The organism is Pseudomonas sp. GW821-FHT01E05 (genome assembly GCF_059422425.1).
On the sequence record NZ_JBWKWW010000001.1, the window covers coordinates 180,931 to 194,006 of the forward strand.

Here is a 13,076-nt window from a genome sequence, read left to right on the forward strand (position 1 = left end):
CGGGAAACACCTCATTGGGATGTAAGCAAAGGTGGGCGGCGCAGCAAACCGTGCACCGGACCGAACACCACGGACAGCAGGTAAAAACCGCCAGCCACCAGCACGATGGCCGGACCGCTGGGCAGCGAGTAGTAGAACGACAGCAACAGACCAAGCCACACCGAGAGGCAACCGAGCACTGCTGCGATGACCATCAGCACTGGCAAGCGTCGACTCCAGAAACGCGAAGCGGCGGCGGGCAACATCATCAAACCGACCACCATCAGCGCGCCGATGGCCTGGAAGCCGATGACAAGATTCAGCACCACCAGGGTCAAAAACAGCCCGTGTGCCAACGGTCCGAGACGGCTGACGGTTTGCAGAAACAGCGGGTCAAGGGTGTCGAGTAACAAGGGGCGATAGATCAGCGCCATGGCAGTCAGACTGAAACCCGAGACCCAAAGCATGCCGGCCAACGTCGGTCCGTCGACGGCAAGCGCTGAGCCGAATAGCAGGTGCAGCAGGTCCAGACGTTTGCCGGCGATCCCGAGAATCAGCACACCGCAAGCCAGGGAAATCGGGTAGATCGCCGCGAGGCTGGCGTCCTCTCGCAGGCCGGTACGGCGGGTGATCCATGCTGCGAGCCCGGCCATGCCCAGGCCGGCACCGAGGCCGCCAACGGTCAGCGCCGTCAGGCTCAAACCGGCGTACCAGAACCCCAAGGCGGCGCCGGGCAAGATCCCGTGAGCCACCGCGTCACCGATCAGACTCATGCGCCGCAGGATCAAAAACACCCCGAGTGGGGCAGTGCTACAGGCCAATACCAAACCGCCAAGAAGTGCCCGGCGCATGAAGACGAATTCGTGGAACGGTTGCCAAAGCGCAGCAGCGGCGACCATTACGCCACCTGCGTCTGAGGTAGTTGGGTGATCAGTTCGGTACTTGGCGCAAGTATGCAGCCACTGCTTTTGATCAGCAGCGTTTGAGGAATGTGTTGGCGCACTGCAGCCAGGTCATGGCAGACGACGACCAACGTCCGACCATCGGCATGCCAGGCGTGGATGTGTTTCCAGAGCAATGTCTGGCCGAGCTCGTCGAGCGCGGCGTGGGGTTCGTCGAGTAACAACACCGGCGCATGGCCCAGACTCAAACGGGCTAGTAGGGCTCGCTGCAATTCACCGCCCGACAACGCCATCAATGGGCGATGTTCCAGGCCACTCAAGCACCAGTCTTCCAGTACGGTTTGCAGGCGTTGGTTGCGCATCTGTGGGGTTTGCTTGCTGCCCCAGAATCCAGCGGCGACCAGCTCTTGCAGACTGATGGGGAACTGTCGGTCCAGATGCTGTTGTTGCGCAAGGAAAGACAGGCTGCCGCGTCGTGGAACATCCAGTTCGACTTTGCCAGCCAGCGGCCTCTGTAACCCAGCGATAACTTTCAGCAGGCTGCTTTTACCCGAGCCGTTAGCGCCGATTACCGCGGTCAGGCTGCCGTTCGCCAGTTCGAAATTCACGGGGGGAGTCAGTGGTTGACCGGGAGCGCCCCAGCGTAATGCTTGGCAACGGATCATGCGGCCTCCCAGTTCCAGCAACTTTCGGCCACAGCATCGTGGGCATGCAGGCTTTCGGCGTGGGTAACGCGCAGGAGGAAGGCGTTGATGCCCGGGGATCTTTTCAAGGCCAGATTCAAGCGTCGAGCGGCGTCTTCGCAGAACATCAGGTTTTGACCATTGGCCAAGGCGAAGGCTTGTTCGTCGGCGCGTTTCACCGCGGTTTGAACGGCGGTGCCGAGGGCTGCTTCAGCGTCATTGATCACCGTGATCAATGGCAAGCTTTCGAGACAGTCGTCCAACCGCAGCTGCAACTGCGCGCTGCTGCGCTGGCTATGAGGCGTCGCAACGATGCCTTTTGAGGAACCGAGCCAGGCCAGAACGTCGGCGTGCTGCAACGCTTTGTTGGCGAAGTCCTCGGCGAATTGCTGCTGAATTAGCTGTCTCGACAGTGCGGCTGAGCACGGGCAAGTTGAGGAATAACTAACCTCAATTTTTAGTTCCACGTGGAACATTGCGTTTTTCAGCCGCGCTTCGATGCTCACCGGGTAGGTTTTCCAACCCGACAGCGGACTGACCAAGGCTGGCCGCTTAAGCAGTAGATCGGTGTGAATACGCAGATAGGCGCTGTTGGATAACCCATCATGACTATCGAGAAAACGTTGAAGAACCTGACGTAAAAGCAGCGGTGTGAGGTTTTCCTGTTCGAGCATTTCCAGCGCCAGATACAGACGTGACATATGAATGCCACGCGCCTCGCCATCATCGAGACTCACGCCTGCATCCGCTTTTGCGCTCATTCGCTGGCCATCGAACAACATGGGTAGAGCAATGCCGCACATGCCCACCCACTCGAGTGGCAAGGCTTGGCGTGAGGCCTGCGCGGCGATATCCGGCAGAGTCAGCGCGTTCATAAGCAGGTCCATCGTTGGAAATGATTCGACATGTTATATTATAACTTTACAGTCGACGATGTCTTTTTCCTGAACGGCCTCTCATCACATCAAGTTGAGTACGGACGCTCCCTCATCAGCGGTAAATGTCATGCGCAGACGTCAATTGCTCAACCTGCTTCTGGCCAGTGTGGCCTTCGCTTTACCGCTGGGCGTGTCCGCCACGCAAATCCGCAACGCCCGGCTCTGGCGTTCGGATGACAAGCTGCGGCTGGTGCTCGATCTGAGCGGACCGGTGCAGTACAAGACCTTCTCGCTGACCGAGCCGCAACGGCTGATCATCGATTTGAGTGGCGCGCGCCTGAGTGGCGACTTCAGTCAGTTGGCGTTGACCAACACGGTGATTCGTTCGATCCGCTCCGGGTACTTAGGGCAAGGCGATACACGGATCGTGCTCGACCTCTATGGGCCGGTGCAGCTCAACAGCTTTCAGTTGCCGCCGCAGGACGGGCAGGGTCATCGGCTGGTACTCGACCTCACCAGCAGTGCCCACGTGCCGACACAGATTGCCGCTGCGCCTTTGGTTCAGCGTGAAACACCGATGGATAAAGCCCATCCCAAGCGTGACATCATGGTGGTGATCGACCCCGGCCATGGCGGTAAGGATCCAGGCGCGGTTGGCGCCAAGGGTGAGCGCGAAAAAGATGTGGTGCTGTCCATCGCACAACTGTTGGCCAAGCGACTGAAACGAGAAAAGGGGTTTGACGTGAAGCTGGTGCGCAACGATGACTTCTTCGTGCCGCTGCGAAAACGCGTGGAGATCGCCCGCAAGCACAACGCCGACATGTTTATCTCGGTGCATGCCGACGCCGCGCCAAGGCTTACGGCGTCCGGTGCTTCGGTGTATGCCTTGTCCGAGGGCGGGGCGACCTCGGCCACCGCGCGCTTTATGGCGCAACGGGAGAACGGCGCCGACCTGCTGGGCGCCACCAGCCTGCTCAATCTGAAGGACAAGGATCCGATGCTCGCCGGGGTGATTCTCGACATGTCGATGAGCGCGACCATCGCTGCCAGTTTGCAGTTGGGCAGCACGGTGCTCGGTAGCCTCGCCGGGATCACCACGTTGCATCAGAAGCGCGTGGAACAGGCCGGGTTCGCGGTGCTTAAGTCGCCGGACGTGCCTTCAATCCTGGTGGAAACCGGCTTCATCTCCAACAGCCGCGACAGTCAGCGGCTGGTCACCCCACGGCACCAGCAGGCGGTGGCCGACGGCTTGTTCGAAGGGTTGCAGCGCTACTTCCAGAAGAATCCACCGGTGAATAGCTACATGGCCTGGTTGCAGGATCAGAAAAAAGCCCAGGTCTAACAGCCGCTGATACGGCTGCAAGTGAACTTGGCACTGGCGCCACCGGAGCTGGAGAAGCGATTGATAGTGGTCCAGCCAACACGGCGGCTGTAGCCGACCCAGGCTTCGCCGTCAGAGGCGATGCCTGTGAAGAACGTCAATTGCCCGTAGCGGCTGTTGGTCTGCGCCCAGTAGCGTTTGCCGATTACTTCGAAACCCCGCAGATACGTGGTGCTGCCGGCTGTGGCGACGCTATAGGCATTGCCATCGGCATCCACGCACGCCAGCAGGTTGGCGCTGCGGGTGCAGTTGGCAAGCGTTCTCGGCAGTTGCGCGAAGGCGTTGCTCGCGGCAAACAGCGTAAGGCCCAACAGCGTGTATTTCAGAGCGTTGCGCATGGGGTTTCTCGTGAGGCGGGTTGGCGCAAGCATTGCGCCCTTCGTCGCTGGGAACAAGAGGGGATTGGCTTAATTGCATTGTTATATTATAACATTAAAATAAGTCCCGCTCTGATGAGACACCCTGATGCCCAATCGCCTTCCCGTTACCGTGCTCTCCGGCTTTCTCGGCGCCGGTAAAAGCACGCTGCTCAACTACGTTCTGCGCAACCGCGACAACCTTCGGGTGGCGGTGATCGTCAACGATATGAGTGAGATCAATATCGACGGCAGCGAGGTTCAGCGCGATGTCACGCTGAATCGTTCCGAAGAAAAACTCGTCGAAATGAGCAATGGCTGCATTTGCTGCACCTTGCGTGAAGACTTGCTGGAAGAGGTCAGCAAGCTCGCCAGGGAAGGTCGTTTCGATTACCTGCTGATTGAATCCACTGGTATTTCCGAGCCTTTGCCAGTTGCGGAAACCTTTACCTTTCGCGATGAAGAAGGCCAGAGCCTGGCCGACATCGCCCGGCTCGACACCATGGTCACGGTGGTCGACGGTATGAACTTCCTGCTCGACTATCAAGCGGCCGAAAGCCTCGCCTCCCGTGGTGAAACCCTGGGCGAGGAGGACGAGCGTTCGATCACGGATCTGTTGATCGAGCAGATCGAATTCGCCGACGTGATTCTGATCAGCAAAATCGATCTGATCAGCCGCAGCGACCGCCAGGAGCTGATCGCCATTCTCGAACGGCTCAACTCCCAGGCAGAAATAATCCCCATGGTGATGGGTGAAGTACCGCTGAAGAAGATCCTCAACACCGGGCGTTTTGACTTCGAACGTGCCGCTCAGGCGCCGGGCTGGTTGCAGGAGTTACGCGGTGAGCACGTCCCGGAAACCGAGGAATACGGCATCGCCTCGACGGCTTATCGGGCGCGACGCCCCTTCCATCCGCAGCGCTTTTTCAGCTTCATCGACCGCCCGTGGGTGAACGGCAAACTGCTGCGTTCCAAGGGTTTTTTCTGGCTGGCCAGCAAGCATCGGGACGCTGGAAGCTGGTCCCAGGCTGGCGGTTTGATGCGTCATGGCTTTGCCGGACGCTGGTGGCGATTCGTGCCGAAGCCGCAGTGGCCACAGGATCAGGAAAGCACCTCGGCGATCATGGAAAACTGGGCCGCCGCCACCGGTGATTGCCGTCAGGAACTGGTATTCATCGGTCAGAACATCGACTTCGCCCTGCTCACTGCCGAGCTTGATAGCTGCCTGCTGACCGACGACGAAATGGCCGTGGGTGTGGAAGGCTGGCGACTGATGGTTGACCCTTTCGGCCCTTGGCATGAAGAGGAGGCGGCTTGATGCTCGCGCCCAGTCTGAAGCTGCGTCCGATAATTCGTCAGGTCCGGGGTGATACACCAAAAGCGCTCACTCAAATTCTGGACGACGGAGTGAATCTGGCTGTCTGGCAACGCCACCTGCCAGTGCATGTCGCCGATTTCGGCACGTTGCTGCTGTCCTTGGGTGAGCCGCTGGCAGAGTCGTTATCGCTGGAGTTGGCCAATGATGATTCAGAACCGAATCTGCAAGGTCTGGCCTCAGGCTTCAGCGACCTGGAGGGCTACGAAGGATTTATCGCCGACATCTCCTGGCTGGTCAGCGCCTTCGCCTGCTTGCTGGGCGCCAAGCGCATCGGCCTGCGTCTGCGGGTGCTGGACAAGGCCATGTGCCCGCGCTTCCACGTCGATCATGTGCCGGTGCGTCTGATCACCACTTACGCCGGCATCGGCAGCCAATGGCTACAAGAGGGGGCGATGGATCGTCGGCAACTGGGCAAGGTCGACGCCGAGCCGCAAGACTTCTCAAAGATTCAGCAAGTCGCCTGCGGTGAAGTGGCTTTGCTCAAAGGCGAGAAATGGCATGGCAACGAAGGCTTCGGCCTGATCCATCGCTCGCCGCAACCGGCATCGGGTGAACGCCGACTGATTCTGACCCTCGACTGGCTGAGCTAGGCGCACTCAAGACTTCAGCCATGTACCCTGGCTTTGGTTTTCGCAATACGGCTGTGAATACGTTGCATCAGTGGCCACGCCGTAATAGTGAATATCCTGCCGGTAAGGCATATTGGCCACTTGGGCGTTGCTGCAAACGCCGAAGGCTCCGGCGGGGCACTGCTTGGTGAACGCTACGTCGACTTTCTGGCCGGCCAGTCTGGGTTGGCAGAAGCCGTCGTTGAACAGTTTTTCGGGACGTCGCGGTTCTGCTGACAGACCTTGACGTCGAGCCGTTGTGCCTGGCTGTGGACCACACAGGCTTGGGCCAACGCCTCACAGCAATGGCAGCCATATCACCCGCATCATTCACCTCTTTAGAAAACTGTCGAACATGCTGCAGAACATTCCCACCCACGTCATTGCCGGGCCGCTTGGCGCCGGCAAGACCAGCCTGATCAAGCACCTGCTGGCGCAGCGGCCGGCCCATGAGCGCTGGGCGGTGCTGATCAATGAGTTTGGTCAAATCGGCCTGGATGCTGCGTTGCTGACTCAGGACGCCGATGGTATTGCGCTGGGTGAGGTGGCAGGCGGTTGCTTGTGTTGCGTGAATGGAGCGCCGTTTCAGATTGGGCTTGGGCGTTTGTTGCGTAAGGCGCGGCCAAACCGGTTGTTTATCGAACCTTCCGGATTGGGCCATCCGGCGCAGTTACTCAAACAATTACAGGATGCGCCGTGGCAGGGCGTTTTGGCCGTTCAGCCATGTGTGCTGGTATTGGATGCCCAAGCGCTGGCCGCCGGGAAACCACTGCCGCAAGCGCAGCAGGAAGCGCTTTCCAATGCGGGTCTGTTGGTACTGAACAAGGACGAGCAGCTCAGCGATGCGGATCGCCAGCGGATCATCAAACAATTGCCCGATTGTCCGATGTGCTGGACGCAGCAAGCCGCTTTGCCACTGTCCGAATTACCCGGTGTGCAGAACCAGGCAAACGCGGGTGTGGATAACTTCACCGCGCCTAAAGGCCAGGCAAAGATGCCCTCGATCTGGACTGATCCGGCGCAGCCGATTTGTCTGAGCCAGCAACAGGAAGGCGACTGGAGTATTGGTTGGCGTTGGCATCCGAGTCAGCGATTCGATGCGACGCGGGTTCTGCAATGGCTTCAAAGCCTTGAGTGGCGGCGGGCCAAGCTGGTTATCCACAGCGCCGACGGCTGGGTGTCAGCCAACGCAGTGGATAACTCGGATCTGCACTGGCAGCCCAGTGAATGGCGGCGTGATTCACGTATCGAATTGATTTTCAGCGAGCCGCAGGACGCGGCAGCGCTGCAAAACATCTTGGCCGGGTGCCGCGTAGTGCAGGCTTGACCCACGCGTACCCCTTGCAGGAGCTGGCGCAGCCTGCGATCTTTTGCCTTTGCGTCAACTACTGCGCTTGTTATGTTCCTGGCGCCACTGGTTCAGTTCGATTATTTCAGCACTCGGGAGTGGGGTTTTGACCTCGAACGGGTAGGGCGCCAGCTCGATTTGTGAGCTGTGGGCGCCAAACTGGGTGATGGTGCCTGAATGGCGCGTCTCGCCGGTTACGGTGAACTCGAAGTTATAGATGCGGGCCAGGCGTCGTCTACCGTTGGCATCCTTGACGAAGCCAATGCGCTTCAACGCGACGTTGCCGTCCAGCAGTTCGATATCGAGCTTGGCGCAATGCTGCTTGACCCTCTCCAGTGCCCGCTCGCGCAAGCCGTGGTTGTGCCACAGCCAGGCGGCGCCGGTCGCCAGCAGCATCAGCACGAAAATATTTCCCAGGGTCAGCATGAACGAACGCTCCAACAAAGTAGTGTCAGCTTAACTGTGTCTCCGGTCTGTCGTACAGGCTGCGTTTAGTCGCATACTGCGCGGCTCGAATTTCAATCGGTTTACGGAAATCTCGCATGAAACGTACACCCCATTTGCTCGCCATCCAGTCTCACGTGGTCTTCGGTCATGCTGGCAACAGTGCTGCGGTTTTCCCCATGCAGCGGGTCGGGGTGAATGTCTGGCCACTCAATACCGTGCAGTTCTCCAACCATACTCAGTATGGACAGTGGGCGGGAGAGGTGTTGGCACCGCAACAGATTCCGGCGCTGGTGGAAGGGATAGCGGCGATTGGCGAATTGGGTAACTGCGACGCGGTGCTGTCCGGATACCTCGGCAGCGCGGCCCAGGGGCGGGCAATTCTTACCGGGGTGGAGCGGATCAAGGCGATCAATCCCAAAGCCTTGTACCTTTGCGACCCGGTGATGGGCCATCCTGAAAAGGGCTGCAGTGTGCCGGCCGAAGTCAGCGACTTCCTGCTGGACGAAGCTGCGGCGATGGCTGACTTCATGTGCCCGAATCAACTCGAGCTGGACAGCTTCTCCGGTCGCAAGCCGCAGTCGCTGTTCGATTGCCTGGCCATGGCGCGAGCGCTGCTGGCACGCGGTCCGAAGGCGGTGCTGGTCAAACACCTGGATTATCCCGGCAAGTTGCCGGACGGCTTTGAGATGTTACTGGTGACCGCCGAGGGCAGTTGGCACCTGCGTCGGCCGTTGCTGGCTTTTCCGCGCCAACCGGTGGGTGTCGGTGACCTGACGTCCGGTCTGTTTCTGGCTCGGGTGCTGCTGGGGGACAGCCTGCTGGCGGCCTTCGAGTTCACCGCCGCGGCGGTACATGAAGTGCTGCTGGAAACCCAGGCCTGCGCCAGCTACGAACTGGAGTTGGTGCGAGCCCAGGACCGGATTGCCCATCCAAGGGTGCGGTTTGAGGCGACGGCGATCAGCCTCTGAGCTGAGTCAGGCAAGTCCCAAGGCTGGCATAACCTTGTGGCGAGGGGGCTTGCCCCTTCGCCACAGGTCAGGCGCTCGCCTGATTGTCCTTGAATGACGGCCCTCAGGCGTCCGACTTGATTTCCTGATAACGCTTTTCCAGCTCCTGACGAATCTGGCGGCGTTGCTTGGCCTGCATAAAACGGCGTTTGTCTTCGCTGTTTTGCGGTTGCAGCTGAGGCACGACGGCAGGTTTGCGCTGGTCGTCGACCGCTACCATGGTGAAAAAGCAGCTATTGGTATGGCGCACCGAGCGCTCACGAATGTTCTCCGTCACCACCTTGATTCCCACCTCCATCGAGGTGTTGCCGGTGTAGTTGACCGAAGCAAGAAAGGTTACCAATTCACCAACATGGATCGGCTCACGGAAGATCACCTGATCCACCGACAGGGTGACCACGTAGCGTCCGGCATAGCGGCTGGCGCAGGCGTAGGCGACTTCGTCGAGATACTTGAGCAGGGTTCCGCCGTGGACATTGCCAGAGAAATTGGCCATGTCGGGGGTCATCAATACCGTCATCGACAGCTGGGCGTTTCCGGGTTCCATAGCTCACTACTCACGATTCTAGGCAGGGATTTTGGGAGCACCTCTGCGGGCGCCTGGTCAGTTTTTCAAAACCATCTTTAACGGGACGCCGAACCGGTGAAGGCCGTCACGCCCGGATCGATCTGTTTCCATATATTGCACCGCCTTTCTGCCGGAAGTCGCGGTGTTACCCTTCAAAAGCCTGTCCCGAGGGCATTTTCTACCTGAGATTCAGATTTGTAGTTCACTCAATCACGCCATTGTTGGCGTTCCGGTGATCGAACGACTGTGTCAGCACCTGACCCAAGGAGCTCCACGCCATGCACGCCATCAGTTTCATTCAGGACCTGGCAGTGATCATGTTGGTCGCGGGGGTGGTGACAATTCTTTTTCATCGGCTCAAACAGCCGGTGGTGCTCGGCTATATCGTCGCCGGCTTCATCATCGGGCCGCACACGCCACCTTTCGGTCTGATCCATGACGAGCAGACCATCAAGACCCTGGCAGAGCTCGGGGTGATTTTTCTGATGTTCTGTCTTGGGCTGGAGTTCAGCCTGCGTAAATTGTTCAGGGTAGGGGCTACGGCGTTTATCGCGGCATTCCTCGAAATCGTGCTGATGATCTGGATCGGTTACGAAATCGGCCGCTGGTTCGACTGGAATACCATGGACTCGATGTTCCTCGGCGCCATCCTGGCGATTTCCTCGACAACCATCATCGTCAAAGCCCTCAACGACCTGAAAATGAAAAACCAGCGCTTTGCGCAGCTGATCTTCGGTGTGTTGATCGTTGAAGACATTCTCGGGATTGGCATCATCGCGCTGCTTTCGAGTATTGCGGTCAGCGGCACCGTCAGCTCCGGAGAAGTGTTTTCCACGGTCGGCAAGCTCTCATTGTTCATGATTGTCGCCCTGGTGATCGGCATTTCACTGGTGCCACGGCTGCTGGCCTATGTGGCCACATTTGAAAGCGACGAGATGTTGCTGATCACCGTGTTGGGTCTGTGCTTTGGCTTCTGTCTGCTGGTGGTCAAGCTGGAATACAGCATGGTGCTGGGGGCATTTCTGATTGGCGCGATTATGGCCGAGTCGCGCCAATTACTGAAAATAGAGCGATTGATCGAGCCGGTTCGCGACATGTTCAGCGCCATCTTCTTTGTCGCCATCGGCTTGATGATCGACCCACAGATTCTGCTGCAATACGCTTGGCCGATTGCAGTGATCACTGTCGCTGTGGTGCTGGGCAAAATGTTGTCCTGTGGGCTGGGCGCCTTTATCGCGGGCAATGACGGACGCACCTCACTGCGGGTTGGCATGGGGCTTTCGCAGATCGGCGAATTTTCTTTCATCATTGCGGCCTTGGGTATGACCTTGCAGGTCACCAGCGATTTTCTCTATCCGGTGGCTGTGGCCGTGTCGGCTATCACCACTTTACTGACTCCCTACCTGATTCGTGCGGCCGACCCGTTGTCGCTAAAGCTGACAGCGGTGATGCCGCAGCGTCTGGCTCGTGTACTTGGGATGTACGGTGAATGGCTGCGCAGCATCCAGCCCCAAGGGCAGGGCGCGCTGTTGGCCAAAATGATTCGGCGGATCCTGTTACAGGTGGGGGTCAATCTGGCGCTGGTGATGGCGATCTTTTTCTCTGGCGGTTTTTTCGCCGGGCGTATTGGCGGTTATCTTCAAGGCTGGATCAGCGATCCAGGATGGCAGAAGGCGCTGATCTGGGGAGGGGCATTGCTGTTGTCGTTGCCGTTTTTGATCGCCGCTTATCGCAAACTCAAAGCGCTGTCGATGTTGCTGGCGGAGATGGGTGTGAAGGCTGACATGGCCGGTCGTCATACCCAGCGGGTGCGGCGGGTGATCGCCGAGGTGATACCGATTCTGTCGTTGCTGGTGATCTTCCTGCTGCTGGCGGCATTGTCGTCGAGCATTCTGCCGACCACCGAGCTGTTGATCCTGATTGCCGTCGTTGCGGCGGCTGTCGCAGCACTTCTGTGGCGCTGGTTTATCCGCGTGCATACGCGGATGCAGGTTGCCCTGTTGGAAACCCTGGATAACCACAACGATTCTGCCGAACATTGAGGCCCGCTCCAGTCTGGCGCTGGAAGCGGGCTCAAGCGGTCGGGATCAGCTTTCCAGCCAGACGTCCCGCGCCCAATGCCATACAGATTCCCAGGTTTCTTCGGTAACCAGTTCTTCTTCGGCGGACCACAGCACCACAGTGCCGTCTTCCTCGACGCAGTAATAGTCATCTCCGTCCTGGCAGATCGGGATCAACTCCCGGGGAACACCGGCGTCCCAGGCGTTGGCCGCAACATCAGGCAGATAGGTATGGGACTGTGGATCCGTGACGGTTACCGGCTCCAGGCTGCCATAGACAACATCGCTGACGGTCAACAGGAATTCTTTGAAGACAAAGGGAATGTCGATGAACAGCTGTTCTTCGATCTCCACCAGTAGATCTTCATCTGGCAGTTCCAACGGGACCGGCACAGGTTCATTTTTTTCACGCAGTTCTTCAATGACTTCTTCCACGACCTCAATCCTCTTGCTCAATGGCGCGGTTTATATGGGGGCGGTTTATACAGTAGCTCGCTATAAGTGCAACTGCGAAATAGAAAACCCCAGCCGAGGCTGGGGTTTTGTTTCAACATACTCAACGCAGAGTATCGGATCAGCCGTTTTGGCGGATACCGGCCACCAGCCAAGGCTGGTTCTCGCCCTGCGGGCGTTCCATGTTCCAGCTTTCGCTGAACACTTCGCCCTGGTCGAAACGAGAGGTTTTCGACACGCCGCTGAAGGTCAGGGTGGCGACGGTCTTGTCGGCGCGATCATCCACGCCGTCCAGCTGAACATTGAGGTTGTCGATGTAGGTGGACTGGAATCCGTTGCCCAGATCAGCACGTTCGCGCTTGAGGAACTCCAGCAGTTGCGGGGTCACGAACTCGGCGATCTTGTCCATTTCGTTGGCGTCCCAGTGCTGCTGCAGGGACTGGAAGTGGTTGCGCGCGGCTTCAACGAAACGCTGTTCATTGAACCAGGCTGGTGCGTTGATCACCGGACGAGCGGCAGCAGGTGCTGCCGAACCACCGAAGATCGGCCCTTGAGCCGGTTTTTGCTCGAATACTTCACGCTGCATCGGTGCGTGGCCAGCTGGAGTCATGTGCTCTTGCTGCTTGCGGCGACGAGCGGCAATGAAGCGGAAGATCAGGAAGGCGATGACCGCCATGATCAGGATGTCGAAGATCTGCATGCCATGGAAGCCGCCGCCCATGAACATGGAGGCCAGCAGGCCACCGGCAGCGATGCCGGCCAGAGGGCCGAGCCAGCGCGAAGCTCCACCGGCTTTGGCAGCAGCGCCTGCGGCACCGGCAGCCCCTGCAGTAGCGGCGGCAGAGCCAACGCCCGAAGAGGACGGGGCCATCTGGCTGGTCTGGTGGGTCGGCGCAGCGCCGACGCTTTTGCCGCCACCAAAACGCTTGGCGTTGGCGTCGAGGCTCATCGTCAGGCCGATGCACAACGCCATGGCGATGCTAAGAAAACGTTTCATAAAGGGAATTCCCATTTGTGGATGGCACGCG

General features: G+C 58.8%; 14 protein-coding genes and 1 pseudogene. 6 read left to right on the forward strand and 9 right to left on the reverse strand.

All coding sequences use genetic code 11. From position 1 onward, the window contains the following. Positions 1-11: 11 nt before the first annotated feature. Genes AC07W5_RS00910 through folE2 form a run of 3 tightly spaced genes read right to left on the reverse strand, consistent with a single transcriptional unit; the run spans position 12 to position 2,439 of the window. Entirely contained in the window at positions 12-878 is an 867-nt protein-coding gene (locus AC07W5_RS00910) for a metal ABC transporter permease (RefSeq protein ID WP_495010484.1), read from the reverse strand. Next, on the reverse strand, positions 878-1,546 hold the full coding sequence (locus AC07W5_RS00915; protein ID WP_494990990.1) for a metal ABC transporter ATP-binding protein: 669 nt from the start codon (positions 1,544-1,546) through the stop codon (positions 878-880). The genes AC07W5_RS00910 and AC07W5_RS00915 overlap by 1 nt, the downstream gene beginning before the upstream one ends. Continuing rightward, the gene (gene folE2 / locus AC07W5_RS00920) at positions 1,543-2,439 is read right to left on the reverse strand and encodes a GTP cyclohydrolase FolE2 (RefSeq protein ID WP_495022631.1); all 897 of its coding nucleotides are present in this window, start codon (positions 2,437-2,439) and stop codon (positions 1,543-1,545) included. Before folE2 ends, AC07W5_RS00915 begins: the two co-directional genes overlap by 4 nt. Before the next feature lie 130 nt (positions 2,440-2,569). On the opposite strand from folE2, the gene AC07W5_RS00925 reads away from it, so the two are divergent. Then, complete coding sequence (locus AC07W5_RS00925; protein ID WP_495022632.1) at positions 2,570-3,784, forward strand: N-acetylmuramoyl-L-alanine amidase; 1,215 nt, start codon at positions 2,570-2,572, stop codon at positions 3,782-3,784. Here the strand turns inward: AC07W5_RS00925 and AC07W5_RS00930 are convergent. Further along, on the reverse strand, positions 3,781-4,161 hold the full coding sequence (locus AC07W5_RS00930; protein ID WP_494990987.1) for a glutamine synthetase: 381 nt from the start codon (positions 4,159-4,161) through the stop codon (positions 3,781-3,783). The genes AC07W5_RS00925 and AC07W5_RS00930 overlap by 4 nt on opposite strands. Before the next feature lie 127 nt (positions 4,162-4,288). Between AC07W5_RS00930 and zigA the strand changes: the two genes are divergently transcribed. Both zigA and AC07W5_RS00940 read left to right on the forward strand, forming a co-directional pair. Then, a complete protein-coding gene (zigA, locus tag AC07W5_RS00935) occupies positions 4,289-5,497 on the forward strand; it encodes a zinc metallochaperone GTPase ZigA (protein WP_495022633.1) in 1,209 nt (402 codons plus the stop codon). Then, a complete protein-coding gene (locus tag AC07W5_RS00940; protein WP_494990985.1) occupies positions 5,497-6,147 on the forward strand; it encodes a DUF1826 domain-containing protein in 651 nt (216 codons plus the stop codon). The genes zigA and AC07W5_RS00940 overlap by 1 nt, the downstream gene beginning before the upstream one ends. A gap of 6 nt (positions 6,148-6,153) precedes the next feature. On the opposite strand, the pseudogene AC07W5_RS00945 reads toward AC07W5_RS00940, so the two are convergent. Then, a pseudogene (locus AC07W5_RS00945) lies at positions 6,154-6,458 on the reverse strand (NADH:ubiquinone oxidoreductase). A gap of 62 nt (positions 6,459-6,520) precedes the next feature. Here AC07W5_RS00945 and AC07W5_RS00950 point away from each other — a divergent pair. After that, the gene (locus AC07W5_RS00950) at positions 6,521-7,492 is read left to right on the forward strand and encodes a CobW family GTP-binding protein (RefSeq protein WP_495022634.1); all 972 of its coding nucleotides are present in this window, start codon (positions 6,521-6,523) and stop codon (positions 7,490-7,492) included. Positions 7,493-7,546: 54 nt separating this feature from the next. On the opposite strand, the gene AC07W5_RS00955 is transcribed toward AC07W5_RS00950, so the two are convergent. Continuing rightward, positions 7,547-7,939 (reverse strand): DUF3301 domain-containing protein, encoded by a 393-nt coding sequence (locus AC07W5_RS00955; RefSeq protein ID WP_494990983.1) that lies wholly within the window; start codon positions 7,937-7,939, stop codon positions 7,547-7,549. Positions 7,940-8,055: 116 nt separating this feature from the next. On the opposite strand from AC07W5_RS00955, the gene pdxY reads away from it, so the two are divergent. Continuing rightward, positions 8,056-8,928: a pyridoxal kinase PdxY gene (gene pdxY / locus AC07W5_RS00960; RefSeq protein WP_495010479.1), complete on the forward strand. Its 873-nt coding sequence runs from the start codon at positions 8,056-8,058 to the stop codon at positions 8,926-8,928. Positions 8,929-9,031: 103 nt separating this feature from the next. Here pdxY and AC07W5_RS00965 read toward each other — a convergent pair whose 3' ends face one another. Continuing rightward, complete coding sequence (locus AC07W5_RS00965; RefSeq protein WP_494990981.1) at positions 9,032-9,514, reverse strand: acyl-CoA thioesterase; 483 nt, start codon at positions 9,512-9,514, stop codon at positions 9,032-9,034. Positions 9,515-9,813: 299 nt separating this feature from the next. Here AC07W5_RS00965 and AC07W5_RS00970 point away from each other — a divergent pair, with 299 nt between their 5' ends. Continuing rightward, positions 9,814-11,577: a cation:proton antiporter gene (locus AC07W5_RS00970; protein ID WP_495010478.1), complete on the forward strand. Its 1,764-nt coding sequence runs from the start codon at positions 9,814-9,816 to the stop codon at positions 11,575-11,577. Positions 11,578-11,622: 45 nt separating this feature from the next. Here AC07W5_RS00970 and AC07W5_RS00975 read toward each other — a convergent pair whose 3' ends face one another. Then, the gene (locus AC07W5_RS00975; protein ID WP_494990979.1) at positions 11,623-12,030 is read right to left on the reverse strand and encodes an SMI1/KNR4 family protein; all 408 of its coding nucleotides are present in this window, start codon (positions 12,028-12,030) and stop codon (positions 11,623-11,625) included. Between the two features lie 139 nt (positions 12,031-12,169). Continuing rightward, positions 12,170-13,045, reverse strand: a complete 876-nt coding sequence (locus AC07W5_RS00980; protein ID WP_495010477.1) for a Tim44 domain-containing protein — start codon at positions 13,043-13,045, stop codon at positions 12,170-12,172. Between the last annotated feature and the right edge of the window lie 31 nt (positions 13,046-13,076).